Annotated in this window: 15 protein-coding genes; 5 read left to right on the forward strand and 10 right to left on the reverse strand. The window is 55.9% G+C overall.

The features are described 5' to 3' along the window. Positions 1-33: 33 nt before the first annotated feature. The 8 genes from uhpT to ivbL all read right to left on the reverse strand — a co-directional run bounded on the left by uhpT (position 34) and on the right by ivbL (position 8615). Positions 34-1425 carry a hexose-6-phosphate:phosphate antiporter UhpT gene (uhpT, locus tag OGV50_RS20650; RefSeq protein ID WP_286488732.1) on the reverse strand — a complete coding sequence of 464 codons (1392 nt, stop codon included), beginning with the start codon at positions 1423-1425 and terminating at the stop codon, positions 34-36. 144 nt (positions 1426-1569) lie between these two features. Then, positions 1570-2898, reverse strand: coding sequence for an MFS transporter (locus tag OGV50_RS20655; RefSeq protein WP_012000766.1), 1329 nt, complete (start codon positions 2896-2898; stop codon positions 1570-1572). A 9-nt stretch (positions 2899-2907) separates the two neighbouring features. After that, entirely contained in the window at positions 2908-4410 is a 1503-nt protein-coding gene (gene uhpB / locus OGV50_RS20660) for a signal transduction histidine-protein kinase/phosphatase UhpB (protein WP_248623112.1), read from the reverse strand. Beyond that, positions 4410-5000 (reverse strand): response regulator transcription factor UhpA, encoded by a 591-nt coding sequence (gene uhpA, locus OGV50_RS20665; RefSeq protein ID WP_024130070.1) that lies wholly within the window; start codon positions 4998-5000, stop codon positions 4410-4412. Before uhpA ends, uhpB begins: the two co-directional genes overlap by 1 nt. A 167-nt stretch (positions 5001-5167) precedes the next feature. Next, positions 5168-6169 carry a glycosyltransferase family 52 protein gene (locus OGV50_RS20670; RefSeq protein ID WP_012000769.1) on the reverse strand — a complete coding sequence of 334 codons (1002 nt, stop codon included), beginning with the start codon at positions 6167-6169 and terminating at the stop codon, positions 5168-5170. Positions 6170-6420: 251 nt separating this feature from the next. Continuing rightward, on the reverse strand, positions 6421-6711 hold the full coding sequence (gene ilvN, locus OGV50_RS20675; RefSeq protein WP_012000771.1) for an acetolactate synthase small subunit: 291 nt from the start codon (positions 6709-6711) through the stop codon (positions 6421-6423). A gap of 3 nt (positions 6712-6714) precedes the next feature. Next, positions 6715-8409 carry an acetolactate synthase large subunit gene (gene ilvB / locus OGV50_RS20680; protein WP_200093226.1) on the reverse strand — a complete coding sequence of 565 codons (1695 nt, stop codon included), beginning with the start codon at positions 8407-8409 and terminating at the stop codon, positions 6715-6717. Between the two features lie 107 nt (positions 8410-8516). After that, positions 8517-8615 carry an ilvB operon leader peptide IvbL gene (gene ivbL / locus OGV50_RS20685; RefSeq protein ID WP_047460165.1) on the reverse strand — a complete coding sequence of 33 codons (99 nt, stop codon included), beginning with the start codon at positions 8613-8615 and terminating at the stop codon, positions 8517-8519. Between the two features lie 530 nt (positions 8616-9145). Here ivbL and tisB point away from each other — a divergent pair. The 3 genes from tisB (at position 9146) to emrD (ending at position 11619) form a co-directional block, all read left to right on the forward strand. Further along, the gene (tisB, locus tag OGV50_RS20690; RefSeq protein WP_047460159.1) at positions 9146-9235 is read left to right on the forward strand and encodes a type I toxin-antitoxin system toxin TisB; all 90 of its coding nucleotides are present in this window, start codon (positions 9146-9148) and stop codon (positions 9233-9235) included. A gap of 119 nt (positions 9236-9354) precedes the next feature. Then, the gene (locus OGV50_RS20695) at positions 9355-10188 is read left to right on the forward strand and encodes an EamA family transporter (RefSeq protein WP_200093224.1); all 834 of its coding nucleotides are present in this window, start codon (positions 9355-9357) and stop codon (positions 10186-10188) included. 246 nt (positions 10189-10434) lie between these two features. Next, complete coding sequence (emrD, locus tag OGV50_RS20700) at positions 10435-11619, forward strand: multidrug efflux MFS transporter EmrD (protein WP_200093222.1); 1185 nt, start codon at positions 10435-10437, stop codon at positions 11617-11619. On the opposite strand, the gene OGV50_RS20705 is transcribed toward emrD, so the two are convergent. Both OGV50_RS20705 and dsdC read right to left on the reverse strand, forming a co-directional pair. Then, the gene (locus OGV50_RS20705) at positions 11546-12607 is read right to left on the reverse strand and encodes a cellulase family glycosylhydrolase (RefSeq protein WP_225622034.1); all 1062 of its coding nucleotides are present in this window, start codon (positions 12605-12607) and stop codon (positions 11546-11548) included. The two genes, emrD and OGV50_RS20705, sit on opposite strands and share 74 nt — an antisense overlap. A gap of 89 nt (positions 12608-12696) precedes the next feature. Beyond that, the gene (gene dsdC, locus OGV50_RS20710) at positions 12697-13623 is read right to left on the reverse strand and encodes a DNA-binding transcriptional regulator DsdC (protein WP_024130072.1); all 927 of its coding nucleotides are present in this window, start codon (positions 13621-13623) and stop codon (positions 12697-12699) included. Between the two features lie 227 nt (positions 13624-13850). Between dsdC and dsdX the strand changes: the two genes are divergently transcribed. Together dsdX and dsdA are read left to right on the forward strand one after the other, a co-directional pair. Beyond that, a complete protein-coding gene (gene dsdX / locus OGV50_RS20715; protein ID WP_012000780.1) occupies positions 13851-15188 on the forward strand; it encodes a D-serine transporter DsdX in 1338 nt (445 codons plus the stop codon). A gap of 17 nt (positions 15189-15205) precedes the next feature. Beyond that, the gene (dsdA, locus tag OGV50_RS20720; protein ID WP_286488733.1) at positions 15206-16534 is read left to right on the forward strand and encodes a D-serine ammonia-lyase; all 1329 of its coding nucleotides are present in this window, start codon (positions 15206-15208) and stop codon (positions 16532-16534) included. The last annotated feature ends 1 nt before the right edge of the window (position 16535 follow it).

Raw genomic sequence — 16535 nt, forward strand, 5'->3', positions numbered from 1 at the left:
CGCCAGGCCGGGCAAAACGTTACCAATACACACTTAAGCGACTTTCAGTTGCTGTATTTTTTTCTCACGGCGAATTTTACGTTCTTCCAGCACCGCGACCATCGCCATCAGGCAGATGCAGCTAATGGCAGCGGCATCCAGCGCGGCGAAGGTGCCCGCCCAGCCGGTCAGACCAAAGACTGGCGTACCGTCGGCAATCATCCCCAGCCCCAGCTTGGCGAAGCTGTCGCCGATCAGGTAAGCGAAGGTGCCTTTAATGCCGTCCGCCGCGCCGATCGCTTTTTTCGGGACGAAGCCGACTGCCGCCACGCCGATCAGCAACTGCGGGCCAAACACCAGGAAACCGAGCGCGAACAGGGACGCCAGGTAGACGTACTGGTTGCTGGCATGCTGGTAAACGCCGAGGGTGGCGATAATCAGCGCCAGCGCAACGCAGGCCACCAGCGCACGACGACCGTTCGCCAGATCCGACAGCCAGCCCCACAGCAGCGTGCCGACCAGCGCGCCCACTTCAAACAGGGTAAAGCCCTGAATCGCCACTTCTTTAGAAAGTTTCAGTTCCTGGAATGCGTAAACGGTAGACCACTGGTCGATACCAATACGCACCACGTACAGGAAGATGTTGGAGAAGCACAGCAGCCAGATCACTTTGTTTTTCAGGACGTATTCCACAAAGATCTGCCACTTGGTCATCTCATTTTCTTCGGTCTCTTTGTCCTCTTCGCTGATCTCTTCGCCGAACAACTCTTCCGCCTTACCAAGACCATAAGATTCCGGGGAGTCGCTGCCAAAGCGCAGGCCGATGAAGCCCACAATCAGCGCGATGATCGACGGGAAGATAAACATGCCGATCACATGGCCGTCGAACAGGTAGTTCGCGCCGAACAGCGCCACGCCTGCCGCGCCAGCGCCGCCGAGGTTGTGGGAGATATTCCAGAAGCCGAGGAAGGTGCCGCGCTTACGACGGGGCGTCCATTTGGTGATGGTGGAGTAACTGCACGACCCGCCGGTACTCTGGAAGAAACCGCTCAGCGCGTAGAAGGCGATCATCAGGAACAGGCCAACGGAACCACTCCCCATGCTGGCGCTGAAGCCCAGCATACAGATAGCGGAAAGAATCAGCATAAACGGCAGGAACTGCTTGGTGTTTTTGCCGTCGGCATAGTAGGAAACCAGCGTTTTGCCTACGCCATAGGTGATCGAGAAGCCCAGACCAATCATCCCCAGTTGCGTCATGCTCAGCCCGTAGGTGGAGATCATGTCGTTCTGGGCGATGTTGAAGTTTTTGCGGATCAGGTACATGGTCAGGTAGCCGATAAAGACCACCAGATAGGACTGCATGAACGGTTTGAACCACATTTTGCGCCGTACATCGAGCGGCAGATCCAGGGTCGGCTTACGCACCTGGTTTAAGAAGTTCAGCATGGGACGGGTATCTCCTGATTTTTTAAGCCTGCTTTATTGCAGGCATTGTAAAAATCAGTCGCCCAACCAGCCTGAGACAGCGTCCAGGCGAAACCGGGAAAATTTCTTAGTTTTGCCCCACTCGGGGTAAAAAGGTGAAGTCCGTCACGTAATGCTGGCCTCGCGCGGCGCCTGCGCGTTCAAAAACGGCAGCAGCAGCAGGGCGGAAATGCCCGCCGCAATGGCAATCACCACAAAGAACCCGGTCCAGTGCCAGGTTTCCATCACCTGCGCCAGCGGCCAGCCGGAGAGCGATGCGCCAAGATAGGCAAACAGACCGACAAAACCGGTTGCCGCCCCCGCCGCCTCTTTGTGCGAACATTCCGCAGCCGCCATGCCGATCAGCATCTGCGGGCCAAAGACAAAAAAGCCGGTGGTGAAGAAGCACGCCGCCTGCATCACGTAACTGGCGAACGGCATCAGCCATAACGAACCGACAGAGAGCAGTATTCCGGCAGCGAAAATCAGGTTCATTGGCCCACGGTTGCCGTTGAACAGTTTATCTGAGCCCCAGCCCGCCACCAGCGCGCCGATAAACCCGCCCAGCTCGAACATCGTGACCGCCGTGTTGGCGGTGACCAGATCGACACCCAGCGTCTCCGACATATACAGGTTGCCCCAGTCGTTGATCGCCGCGCGCACCACGTACACCAACACATAGCACAGCGAGAGCAGCCAGATATAGGGATTCAACAGCACGTATTTGGTCAGGATCTCTTTGCGGGTCAGCCCCGCCCCCTCCTGCTGCTGAGCGATTTCCAGCTCATCATGCCGCCAGTCCCCGACCGCTGGCAAACCGATAGCCTGTGGCCTGTCGCGCAGCCGCCAGCAGAGAAAAATGCCGACGATAATCGCCAGCGTTCCGGCAATCATCATCCCGGCGCGCCAGCCATAATGCAGAGCGGCAGCAGCCATGACGATCGGAATCAGCGCCCCACCGACGTTATGCGCGGTATTCCAGATGGCCCACCACCCGCCACGCTCATTACGCGAGTACCAGGACGTCAGCAAACGGGCGCACACCGGCGCTCCCCAGCCCTGGAAGAAGGCATTCAACGCCCACAGTAATGCAAAGGCCCACAGCGACGTGGAGAAACCGAACAGGATATTCACCACGCCGGTGGCGATCAGCCCAATGCCCATAAAATAACGGGCGTTGGAACGGTCGCTGACGATGCCAGAGACAAACTTCGACAGGCCATAGGTGATGTAAAACAGCGTCGCCAGCAGGCCGATATCACTGCGGGTCAGCACGCCGCTGACGAGGATCTCCGGCACGGCGGCATTAAAACTTTTACGGGTGAAATAGAACAGCGCGTAGCCAAGCCAGATGGTAAGTAAGATCTGTCGCCGCCAGTAGCGGTAACGCGCATCGACTTCGTGTTTATCGGTTATCAACGGCGCATTTGCCGGAGCTTTCAGAAACGTCAGCATCGCCGCTCCTTAAACGTAACGCAGAGGCAACGACACGCTAACGCGCGTGCCGTGCGTACAGGAGATGGCCAGCACGCCGCCAAGCGCCGTCACGCGCTCGCGCATCCCGGTCAGACCAAAGCCTTGCTGGCCGGAATCCGGCGGCAGGCCGCTGCCATCGTCTTCAATCACCAGCATCAGCCGCTCATCCTGCTGCCAGCCCTGTAGCGTAACCGCGCTGGCATTAGCGTGTTTCACAATGTTGTTCAGCCCTTCCTGACAAACGCGAAACAGCGTTACCCGCTGGCTTTCGCTGAGCGCAGACTCGTCTATTCGCCAGTCGAGATGGCTGATAATGCCGCGACTTTCCAGCTCCATTTCCCGCATCAGCGAACGGATAGCCTGTTCCAGCGTCAGATCATCCAACTGGCGCGGACGCAAGCGCCCCAGCAGGCGACGCACTGAGTCATACACGCCCAGCGACAGTTGCTCAATGTGCGCCCCGCTCTGTTTTACGCCGCCATTATCCGCCGCCAGCCGCTGTACAATTCCCGCCTGAGTGCGAATGGCGGTGATGGTCTGACCGATGTCGTCGTGCAGTTCCCGCGCTACGTCGCGCCGCACGCTCTCTTCCGTTTCCAGCAGGCGTTCCGCCAGACGATGGTTACGCGCCAGCTCATTTTGCAGCGACTGGTTGAGTTCGCGCAGGCGCTGAATCCCCGCGCCAAGCAGCAGCCCGGTCAGGCTTTGCGCCAGCAGAGAAAGCAGTAAATCAACGGGATGATCGTGCCAGGTCTGGCTGGCAATCAGCGCGATGGCGTTCATCAACGTCGCGATCAGCGCCCCTTGCCAGCCGTAATGCCAGGCGAGCGCAATAATCGGCAGCGCAAGGCAGAACGGCGTAAAGCGTGACAGCTCAGCCGGTAGACCCAGTTGTAGCCACAGGCTGACAGTGAACAGCAGCAGATACCAGACCAGATGCCGCCCGCGCCAGTTCACCGGCTGCGAGACCAGCGCCGGGCCGAGCGGTAACCAGGTGGTGCTGGTCAGGTAATGCCAGAATACCAGACAGATGGGCGCCAGCGTCAACCCGCCGGTAAGCGTCAGCAGCAGCGCGTTTAACGTCTCTTCCCCCTGGCCTAACCAGGGCAGAGACTGTAACAATGCCGCCGCCGTCAAGGCCGCGCCCTGTAACAGCAGGGTGCGCCAGTCGCGCTGATGGCGATAGCGGGAGATTAATGCCACAGGCAGCAGCGTCAACAGGCTTCCGATCATCAAAAGCGGTAGATGCGCCAGCGCCACTTCCTGCGCCAGCCACCAGACCAACAGCCATTCCGCGCCCAGCAATACCGGCCAGTAGCTGCGCGGACACTGCAACATCAGCCCCAGGCGTAAACCGAACGGGAACAGCAGTACCGCCAGCTCCGGGCGCTCAACCAGGTGCAGGCTGATGCTCCACAGGCAAAACCACGCGGCGGAGAAGATAAAAAAGCAGGCAATAACGGTAATTAACCGGGAGAGGATGGTTTTCATTACCAGCCATCAAACATGCGGCGCGCCAGTTCAACATCGTTGCTGACGCCCAGCTTTTCCAGAAGATTGGCGCGATGTACGTGTACCGTTTTTGGCGACAGCCCCAGCTCGGCGGCGATCTCTTTCACCGCCATTCCCTGCGCCAGCTTTTCCGCCACCTGGCGTTCACGTCTGGTCAGCGGGTCCTGCCGTCCAGCCGCCAGTTTAACGGCGATATCCGGCGTCAGGTAACAGCCGCCCGTCGCCACCGTGTGTACCGCGGCAATCAGCTCGTCAGGGCTACAGCGCTTGGAAAGGAAGCCGCGCGCACCGGCGTTCAGCGCCTGTTCCACCAGCGCCGGACTGTCATGTACCGACAGCATTATCGTCGCCATCCCTTTAGGAAGCTGACTTAATAACTCCAGCCCGGAGATATCCGGCATGGAGATATCGCAGATGCAGACCTGCACGCCGCGCCCCGGTAATCCCGCCAGCGCCTCCTGCCCCGAGCCAAACTCGGCCACAACCTGTAAATCAGGTTCCAGCCCCAGCAGCTGCGCAAAGCCGGAGCGGACGATAAGGTGATCGTCAATAAGGGCGATGGTGATCATGGTTCTGTCCTGATACTTGAAAGTGCCTGATGGCGCTGCGCTTATCAGGCCTACGGGCGGGAGCCGTTGTAGGCCGGCCATCCAACAAAGCGCTTACCTTAACGATAAGCGCATGGCTGTTCAAGCCGTGAGCAGCATTCAATGCGTCTGGCGGGCGTACGACTCCGTTACGGTTCCATACTGTCCAGGTCGCAGATACGCACTTTGTCGCTATCAGAAAAAAGCGCAAAGGAATCCCGAATATCAGGCCGGATCAGGGTGGTTTTGAGCAGTGTGATGTAGACATTCTCTAATTTCATCACATTAAGCTGGCAAGTGCTTGCAAAACCAAAGACATTCACTCGCTGGTAAGCCGAGGATAACTGGCAAATATAATCTTCAGAAATGGCGTTCAGCGTAATTTCCGTCATGCCAAACACCTGCTGGCTGTACTCTCTTGGGTGCCTGAGGTACTGGAGTGAAGGATAGTGCGCTGCGAGCGTCTCTATCTTATGAATCAACGCAATAAGGTTGGAATCATTTTTCACATCAAGGATATCTTTAAATTTCGAGCCCACAAAAACATTGATCTCCCCGGCATAGACAGGCGCACTGCGCTCAGTATGCAAGCGCTGTTTCTCCTCAGAGAGAACATCAATATAAACAATATCGCAGTCTACATTTCTACTTTTGCTTTTATGCTTTACGATAGAGAAATGCAGTTCACTTCTTTTCGCGATATCCCTGATATTATAATGCTGACCAAGCCACATCCGCGTCAACTTACGACCGGGGCCTTTTCGTAGTTTTATTTGTTTATCAAGATAGCCTGCGGAGTTGATACTCAGAATGCCATCATCAAACGTTCTAATCTTAACGTCATCAGACAACATTTTTAGAATGTATTGCACTGAAAGATGGCTGATATTCGCCATATAGACATAATGGATTGTTTTATGAGAAAGAAAGCGATTGATTTTCAGCATGTTAATAAAGCCATAATCCATACTGGCGACTAAGCCAGAAGAGAATTCATTATTAACCGTTTCATATATATAGGATTTTAACTCTACCTTTGTTTTAAGGTAGATGATATGAAAACGTGCGTGTTTATACCTCGCTTTAATCTTAGAAACAATTCTGAGCTGAAGCGGGGAGCAAACAATAAAAAGATGCTCAACGATTTCCATTAGTTATTCGCTCTGAATCACAGCAACCCGGCGCATAATATCATTGCAATATGACATCGTAAAGAAGCGCCCCAGACGCTCAGGCGAGTATTGGTCACTTTGTCCGAAAAGATACTTTCTATACTTCAGATAAGACAGTTCATAAACCGGATAATAAAGACACGTCACGACCGAAAATATTACTTATAGTTATATAACACTCTCGAATAATTAACCTGAACAAGGGTTTCCCCTTGTTCAGATAGCCATTATTACTCAAAGAAAACCGAGATTTTATTAAACATTGACGGATCGGACTGATTGCGCGCCACTTTCACCACATCTTCCAGTTTATCGATCTGACTAATCATCTGCTCCAGACGCTGATCGTCGTTGACCAGTAGCCAGATGCGGCTCTGGTCGCTGCTCTGGATGGGTAGACAAAGAATCCCTTCCACGTTGAAAGCGCGACGGGCGAACAGCCCGCAAACGTGCGTCATGACGCCAGGGTGGTTACGGACGGTGAGTTCCAGGATAACGTTCTCATGTGATTGTTTCTGCATGGTTTATTCCCCCACCATCTCAGTATTGGCCGCACCCGGCGGCACCATCGGATAAACTTTTTCTTCTGCATCAATACGTACATGGATCAGCGCCGGTCCTGGGCGGCTGATGATTTCCCGCAGCGCCGCTTGCGGATCGGCTTCATTATTTAAATCACAGGTTTCCAGACCAAAACCCGCGGCAATCTGCATAAAGTTGATCATCCCCGGATAGGTGGCAGCAAACACGCCCTGCTTGTAGAACAGGCTTTGTTGCTGATGCACCAGCCCCAACGCTTCGTTATTCATCAGGATAATTTTTACATCCAGTTGGTTTTCGCTGGCGGTCGCCATCTCCTGAATATTCATCATCAGGCTGCCGTCGCCGGAGAAGCACAACACTTTCTTGTCCGGGTTCGCCAGCGCCGCGCCAATCGCCGCAGGCAAGCCAAAACCCATCGTCCCCAGCCCGCCGGAAGTCAGCCACTGACGCGGACGGTTGAGCGGATAAGCCTGTGCGGCCCACATCTGGTGCTGGCCTACGTCGGTCGTGATAATCGCGCTGTCATCTACGCAGGCGGCAACGGCATTAATCAGCCCGTAATGGCTGAGCGGATCGCTGGCTTCAGGGATCGCGCACGGGAACTCGCGCTGCAAATCCGCCACCAGTTGATGCCACTCTTCGCGTGGCTGAGCCTCAATGTGCGGAATCAACTGCGCCAGAACGTCATCAACATCAGCCTGAATGGCAACGTGCGGTTGTTTAATTTTACCCAGCTCCGCGCGATCGATATCCACATGGATGATTTTGGCATTCGGGCAGAACTGTTCGGTTTTGCCAATCGCCCGGTCATCAAAACGTGCCCCCAGAACCACCAGCAGATCCGCCTCTTGCAGAATATAGTTTGTGCTGCGCGCGCCATGCATGCCCAGCATCCCCAGAGAAAGCGGATGCGCCTTCGGCAGTATGCCCAGCGCCATCAGGGTCATAGTGGTGGGCAGTCTGGCTTTTTCCGCCAGTTCACGCACACGCGCAGGCGCGTTAATCACGCCGCCGCCAAGATACAGCACCGGGCGCTTCGCGGCGTTGATCATCGCCGCCGCATCACGAATGCTCTCAGCGCTGAATTCCGGCGTCGCCATTTTTTCAGCCGGAGCAGGCAACGCTTCAATGTCAAACACCGCCGTCTGTATATCCTTAGGAATGTCTATCCACACCGGCCCAGGGCGCCCGGACTGGGCAAGACGAAACGCATCGCACATTACCTGTGGCAACTCATTGATATCTCTGACCAGATAGTTATGTTTTGTGATGGGGATAGAGATGCCGTAGGTGTCGACTTCCTGAAACGCATCGGTGCCGATCATCGAGGCCGGAACCTGACCGGTGATGCATACCAACGGAATGGAGTCGAGACGCGCGTCGGCAATGGCGGTGACCAGGTTAGTCGCGCCCGGCCCGCTACAGGCCATACATACCGCGGGTTTACCGTCGGTTCGCGCCATCCCCTGAGCGATAAACCCCGCCCCCTGTTCATGGCGCGCCAGGATGTGGCGGATTTGCGTACTTTGGCTTAAGGCGTCATAAACGGGGAGAATCGAACCGCCCGGAATGCCAGTGACGATGTTAATGCCCTGACGTTCCAGAAAATGAACGATAAATTCTGCGCCCGTAAAGCGCGTACGCGGGGATGTTGATGTTGTGCCCGAACTTGCCATGCTCCAGTCCTTTTATTCTGGGCCGACTTGCCGGGAAGGTGTCTTAAACGAAAAACCCCGCCCGGTTTGCGCCGGCGGGGTTTTGGAATCGTGTGTTGTTCCAGTCCCTACGGCGCATTGCCGACGACCACCACCACACGCACGACGACCACTGCGGCAGGTTGCGCAGTTTTTAGTAGGGTCGCAGTCAGCATGGAAGGGTTCATTAGGGACCTTGTCTGTTTATGGATTAACAGGTTTTATACAAGCACAGCTTTTCAGGCATGACAACGGAAAATTTTTCATCTGCACAAAAATGCGTCAACGATCACGCTTTGCCAGATGCCGATGCAGGCCTGCAAAACAAAAAACCCCGCCGGAGCGAGGTTTTTATCAGCGTTATGCGGTTGGTTGCCGCAAAGCACACTGTGTTATATCAACATCAGAAGTATACGCGTTCCGCGAAGAACACGCAATTTCGGCACGAATTTTGACGCATTTGAGTATGGATCAGAAGTCGCGATCCGTCCACAAAATACTGTTCATTTATACAGTATTTATCTATAATATCACTGTACGCAATGTGTTATAGGGGGCCGCATCGTAACCGGCGCAACAAAGTCCTGGCTGAAACGGGTGGTGCCGTCAGCGCCTTAACCCCCGTGTGAGCACACTGTGTTATGTCAACAAAAGGTGCTGACAACAGGCGGCGGAGAGGTACGTCAGCACCGTGCTCCTTTTACCAGAAGGAGAGCGTATGAGCCTCGTGGATATCGCTATTCTTATCCTGAAACTCATTGTTGCTGCACTGCAACTGCTTGATGCCGTTCTGAAATACCTCCGGTAATTCAGATTCAAGCCGCACCGAAGGGGAGCGGGCAACCGCTCCCCTTTCATCATCTGCCTGGTGCTTGTCCATCGTCGATATGTTACGTTTTTATGACAACCACTGACGATACCTGAACCATGACCCTTTCCATTTTCTGCATTTTACTGTTCGCCGCGCTGCTGCATGCCAGCTGGAACGCCATCGTGAAGGCGGGAAATGACAAACTTTACTCCGCAATCAGCGTCAGTGGTTCCGCAGCGTTGATGGCGCTGGCGTGTCTGCCCTTCGCCCCGCCCCTTCCCGCCGCCAGCATCCCTTTTTTAGCCGCCTCCACCGCCTTACAGGTGGTTTATACCGTGCTGGTCGCCAAAACCTATCAGGTTTCGGATATGAGCCAGACCTATCCCCTGATGCGCGGCACCGCACCGCTGCTGGTGGCGATAATTAGCGTCCTGTTTCTTGGCGATAGCCTTTCCACAATGGCCTGGCTCGGTATCGCGGTAATTTGCCTGGCGATTCTCGGCATGGCCTGTAACGGTCGCGCCCGCTCCCGGCGGGGTATCACGCTGGCGCTGATCAACGCCTGTTTTATCGCTGGCTATACGCTGGTGGACGGCACGGGCGTGCGGGTGTCGGAAACCGCGCTGGGTTATACGCTGTGGACCTTCTTGTTGAACGGCACCTGTCTGCTTGGCTGGGCGATGATTGCCCGGCGGCGGGAAGCCTCGCGCTATCTGGCGCAGCACTGGAATAAAGGCATTTTTGGCGGTATCGGCACGATGGGTTCCTATGGGCTGGCGCTGTGGGCGATGACTCAGGCGCCGCTGGCCGTGGTGGCCGCACTGCGTGAAACATCCATTCTGTTCGGCGCGCTGATTGCCTGGCTGCTGCTCAATGAGAAAGTCGCCGGGCTACGGTTGGTCGCGGCTGGCGGGATTGCCGCCGGGGCGATATTGCTGCGTTTATCCTGATTGCCGGATGGCGGCTACGCCTTATCCGGCCTACGGGAGCCGCCGGGCACCATCAAACTGCGGTAAAATAATCTCTCGGCAACAATTGTTGCCGCTTTTTGTTTACATATCCTGCCGTTCGGCTCCCGCGCTATTCCCGCCGTGAATATGGCCTTCTTTTTTTAGTGTGGTAGATTCCACTCGCATTTATGGGAATGCGTAGCACCTTATTCTTATTTTTTTCTTTTTTTAAAAGTAATCAGCGAAATGAAAAGGCAGAGAAGCGTCAATTTGTTGTTGATGTTGGTATTACTGGTGGCCGTCGGGCAGATGGCGCAAACCATTTATATCCCCGCCATTGCCGATATGGCGCGTGAACTGAACGTTCGTGAAGGGGCAGTACAGAGCGTCATGGCCGCTTACCTGCTCACCTACGGCGTATCGCAACTGTTTTACGGCCCGCTTTCCGATCGGGTAGGGCGCCGCCCGGTGATCCTCGTCGGGATGTCCATTTTTATGCTGGCTACGCTGGTCACGATTACCACCCACAGCCTGACGGTATTGATTGCCGCCAGCGCGTTACAGGGCATGGGCACCGGCGTCGGCGGCGTGATGGCGCGTACGCTGCCGCGCGATCTGTATGAAGGTACGCAGTTACGCCACGCTAACAGCCTGTTGAATATGGGGATTCTGGTGAGTCCGTTGCTGGCGCCGCTGATTGGCGGACTGCTGGATACCGTCTGGAACTGGCGCGCCTGTTACGTTTTCCTGCTGGTTCTCTGCGCAGGCGTCACCTTCAGTATGGCGCGCTGGATGCCGGAGACGCGCCCCACAGGCGCACCACGTACCCGCCTGATCGCCAGCTATAAAACATTATTCGGCAACGGCGCATTTACCTGTTATCTGCTGATGCTGATTGGCGGACTGGCGGGAATCGCCGTCTTTGAAGCCTGCTCCGGCGTGCTGATGGGAGCGGTGCTGGGTCTGAGCAGCATGGTGGTGAGCATCCTGTTTATTCTGCCAATTCCGGCGGCGTTTTTCGGCGCGTGGTTTGCGGGTCGCCCGAATAAGCGCTTCGCAACGCTGATGTGGCAGTCGGTATTCAGTTGCCTGTTGGCGGGCCTCATGATGTGGGTTCCAGGTCTGTTTGGCGTGATGAACGTCTGGACGCTGCTGATCCCCGCCGCGCTGTTCTTCTTCGGCGCTGGAATGCTGTTCCCACTGGCGACCAGCGGCGCGATGGAACCTTTCCCATTCCTCGCCGGAACAGCTGGCGCGCTGGTGGGCGGCCTGCAAAACATCGGCTCCGGCGTGCTGGCGTGGCTCTCCGCAATGCTGCCGCAAACCGGGCAGGGTAGCCTCGGCTTTTTGATGACGCTTATGGGGCTGCTGATTTTACTGTGCTGGCTGCCGCTGGCGTCGCGTGTGCCGCATCAGGGGCAGACGATTTAATCGAATGATGGCCCGGTTTCCCGCCGGGCTTTTCACATACCGGCGAGATCATCGTGGTCAGGAGCGGCTCCAGCGCCGGACGCCACGCCCCTTCTTCTCCGTCATAAAACTGCGTATCCGCGTTAATCGCATACGGAATATTCACCCTTTGCAACTCGCACGCCATAAACCGGGCAAACGCGAGCTGCGAAGCGGAAGGGCTATTTTTGATTGATTCACCCGGCGCCCAGCCGCCAACCCAACTGACATGGCCGGTTTTTTGCTGCCAGCGCACGGCGGCGTTAATTCGCGCGCGAATCGCCGCTTTCTCCGCCGCCGTGCCTGACGTCCACGGGTATTTACCGTTATTTTTCAACGGCCCCCACGGAAAGATATGCCACTCCGCCAGCACGTAATTCTGGCTTTGCGGGGGCAGTTTTAGGGCCGACAACGCTTCCGGCGCGGCGCGCAAACGAGGCGCGACAAAAATCATGCGTTGGGGGTCAATCGCGTGAAGGGTGCGGATGGTTTTGTCATATACCCGGTTCAGGGAAGCCTGGCTGTGGTTGAGTTTCTCCGCCGGTTCATAAATCAGGTCAAACCCCAGCAGCGGCGAACGTTGCGCAAAATAGTGCGCGACGGCCACCCACCAGTTGATCACCTCTTGTTCATTGCCGGGACTGGGGTCGTTTTTATACTCATCGGCCTGATAAGCAATGATTGGAATCACGCCATACTGCTCACACGCCTCCACCAGTTTTCGCAGGTGGATGAGTCGCGCTTCCGTCGGCTCTCCCGCGACGCGTATGCGCACATGCTTAAATCCCTTCGCCTGAAAATCACGCACCACCAGAGGATCAAACTCCCGGATACCCCGTTCGGTGCGCGCCCAGTCAACGTCCATCCCCACACCAAGCTGCTGCGCATAGCGCGAAGCGGTCAACGGCGGCTGAGCCGCGCACACCGTGGCGCTGACGAGCAGGAAGAGAGAAGCAAGCGGCTTTAACACGATTGTCCTTAAGCAAATCATCAGGAGTCATATCACGTATTTAGCACGCTTTCTGGCTTTACATGCAATAAATCTTCGCGTGGCAAACGCTACGTCGCCTGCTCCTGCAACCAGCCGATAAACGCCTCGATTTTCGGCCACTGTCTGCCAGGCAGCGTGGTCACATAATAGTGCTGGTGGCATTTCAGCGTCATCTCGCCGAAAGGCGCAATCAGTTCGCCGCTATCAAGACGCTTTTGCACCAGCCGTTTACGCCCCATCGCCACACCGATATGGTTCATTGCCGCAATAACGGCTAAATCGGAACGATCGAAGCCAATGCCCGACGATGTCGGCAGATTCACGCCAAAATGCTGCGCCCAACTGTGCCATTCATCAGTGCCGGAGTCGTTGCTCCATGCCTGTCGGTCATGCAGGAGCGTACAGTGGCGCAGGTTAACCCGCGCATTCGTTAAGTCATGATGACGGGCATATTCGGGGCTGCACACCGGCAGAATGGCCTCATCCATCAGGAAGTGATGCGTCAGCTGCGCCGAGGGCGCATCATCAAAATAGATCGCTAAATCAATCCCTGCCCGCTGGAGATTCACGTTGTCATTACCGGTCAACATGGTCAGCGAGATGGACGGATAGCGGCGAGTAAAGTCTCCCAGCGCAGGCACCAGCCAGCACTGAGCAATCGAAGGCCGCGAGTAGACGGTCAGCGTCCCTGACAACTCCTGATTTTTAATATCGAGGATTTCCTGATTCAGCGTATCCAGCGACGATTTCAACGCCCAGAATACCCGCTTGCCCTCATGGGTGAGTTCTACTTTGCGGTGCGAACGGACAAAGAGCTGAATCCCCAGTTCCTCTTCCAGTTGATTGATTCGATGGCTGACCGCGCTGGGACTTAGCGACAGCTCATCCGCCGCCAGCGCAAAAGACTGATGCCTGGCCGCCACTTCAAAGGTGTACAGCTTTGATAATTGCCAACCGTTGAGTAAACGGTTTCTGCCGTCGCGTAAGGGTTCCATCGCCGCCTCTGTGACCTCTTTTTGGCTTTGCAGTGTAAAAAAATGCGCCTGGAAAATCAGCGTAAAGATGAATCAAAGTGAACCATATCGCATAAACAGACCATTATTGGATGCAAATCACCCTTTTGATTCAATCTGGTTCATGCGAAGGGCAATTTATATCGTTTGTCAGCAAGTGCCGTTTTTTCGTCCAATACGCCTATGTTAATCACAGGGCAAGGTGAGATATGCACTCTCAAATTTGGGTTGTGAGCACGCTGCTGGTAAGCATCGTGCTAATCGTGCTGACCATCGTGAAATTCAGGTTCCACCCGTTTCTGGCACTGCTGCTGGCCAGTTTCTTTGTGGGCGCGATGATGGGCATGGGGCCGCTGGAGATGGTCAATGCGATTGAAAGCGGTATTGGCGGCACGTTAGGCTTCCTCGCCGCCGTCATCGGTCTCGGAACCATTCTCGGCAAAATGATGGAAGTGTCCGGTGCGGCAGAACGGATCGGCCTGACGCTCCAGCGTTGCCGCTGGCTTTCCGCTGACGTGATCATGGTGCTGGTGGGGCTGATTTGCGGCATCACGCTGTTTGTGGAAGTGGGTGTGGTACTACTCATCCCACTGGCATTTTCGATAGCGAAGAAAACCAACACGTCGCTGCTGAAGCTGGCTATTCCGCTGTGTACCGCGCTAATGGCGGTGCATTGCGTGGTGCCGCCGCATCCGGCTGCGCTGTTTGTGGCGAATAAGCTGGGCGCGGATATCGGTTCCGTTATCGTCTACGGTTTGCTGGTTGGGCTGGTGGCGTCGCTGGTCGGCGGGCCGCTATTCCTGAAGTTCCTCGGCAACCGCCTGCCGTTTAAGCCGGTGCCGGCGGAGTTTGCGGATCTCGAAGTGCGCGATGAAAATACGCTGCCTTCTTTACGCGCGACGCTGTTTACCGTCCTGCTGCCGATTGGCCTGATGCTGGTAAAAACCGTTGCCGAACTGAATATGACGCAGGGCGGCACGCTGTATACGCTGCTGGAGTTTATCGGCAACCCGATCACCGCAATGTTTATCGCCGTTTTCGTGGCCTATTACATTCTCGGCCTGCGTCAGCATATCGGTATGGGTACGTTGCTGACCCATACCGAAAACGGCTTTGGCTCGATTGCTAACATCCTGCTGATTATCGGTGCAGGCGGCGCGTTCAACGCTATCCTCAAAAGCAGCGGTCTGGCGGATACGCTGGCGGTGATCCTCTCCAATATGCACATGCACCCGATTCTGCTGGCCTGGCTGGTGGCGCTGATTCTGCACGCCGCAGTGGGTTCCGCAACGGTCGCGATGATGGGCGCGACGGCGATTGTCGCGCCGATGCTGCCGCTCTACCCCAACGTCAGCCCGGAGATCATCGCCATTGCCATCGGTTCCGGCGCGATTGGCTGCACGATCGTGACCGACTCCCTCTTCTGGCTGGTGAAGCAATACTGCGGCGCCACCCTGAATGAAACATTTAAGTACTATACAACCGCGACATTTATCGCGTCGGTTGTTGCTCTGGCGGGCACATTCCTGCTTTCCTTTATCATCTAAGCGCAAAGAGACGTATTATGGAAAACGCTAAAATGACTTCACTCATCGCTCAGTATCCTCTGGTAGAGGATCTGATCGCCCTCAAAGAAACGACCTGGTTTAACCCAGGCGCCACCTCTCTTGCGGAAGGTTTACCCTATGTTGGTCTGACAGCGCAGGATGTACAGGATGCGCATGCCCGCCTGGCCAGTTTCGCGCCGTATCTGGCAAAAGCCTTCCCGGAAACCGCCGCAACCGGCGGGATTATTGAGTCTGAACTGGCGATCATCCCCGCAATGCAGCAACGGCTGGAAAAAGAGTACGGACAGAAAATCAGCGGCGAACTTCTGCTGAAAAAAGACAGTCACTTACCGATTTCCGGCTCGATAAAAGCCCGTGGCGGGATTTATGAAGTGCTGGCCCACGCGGAAAAACTGGCGCTGGAGGCGGGTCTGCTGACGACCGAAGATGACTACAGCGTAATGCTTTCACCGGAGTTCAGGCAGTTCTTCAGCCAGTACAGTATTGCCGTGGGTTCAACCGGTAATCTGGGGCTGTCGATTGGCATTATGAGCGCCTGTATCGGCTTTAAGGTGACGGTGCATATGTCCGCCGACGCCCGCGCCTGGAAGAAAGCCAAACTGCGCAGCCACGGCGTAACGGTAGTGGAATACGAAGAGGATTACGGCGTAGCGGTTGAGCAAGGACGCAAAGCGGCACAGTCCGATCCAAACTGTTTCTTTATTGACGATGAAAACTCCCGCACGCTGTTTTTGGGCTATGCGGTAGCCGGGCAGCGCCTGAAGGCTCAGTTTGCGCAGCAGGGGCGCGTGGTGGATGCCGACCATCCGCTGTTTGTCTACCTACCGTGCGGCGTTGGCGGCGGCCCTGGCGGCGTGGCTTTTGGTCTGAAACTGGCATTTGGCGACAACGTCCACTGCTTCTTCGCCGAACCAACCCACTCTCCGTGCATGTTACTGGGCGTATATACCGGTCTGCATGATGCCATTTCCGTCCAGGAGATTGGCATCGATAACCTGACGGCGGCAGACGGCCTGGCGGTGGGGCGCGCATCCGGGTTTGTAGGGCGGGCAATGGAACGTCTGCTGGACGGGCTGTACACCCTCGACGATCGGACGATGTACGACATGCTGGGTTGGCTGGCGCAGGAAGAAGGCATTCGCCTGGAGCCGTCCGCACTGGCGGGAATGGCCGGGCCGCAGCGTGTTTGCCGTTCGACGGATTACCAGCAGATGCACGCCTTCAGCGCTGAGCAGCTTAATCACGCCACGCATCTGGTGTGGGCGACCGGCGGCGGTATGGTGCCGGAAGAAGAGATGGCGCAGTACCTGGCGAAAGGGCGCTAAA

It is taken from the genome of Citrobacter sp. CK180 (genome assembly GCF_030333655.1).
In the GTDB taxonomy this organism is placed as follows: domain Bacteria; phylum Pseudomonadota; class Gammaproteobacteria; order Enterobacterales; family Enterobacteriaceae; genus Citrobacter_B; species Citrobacter_B koseri.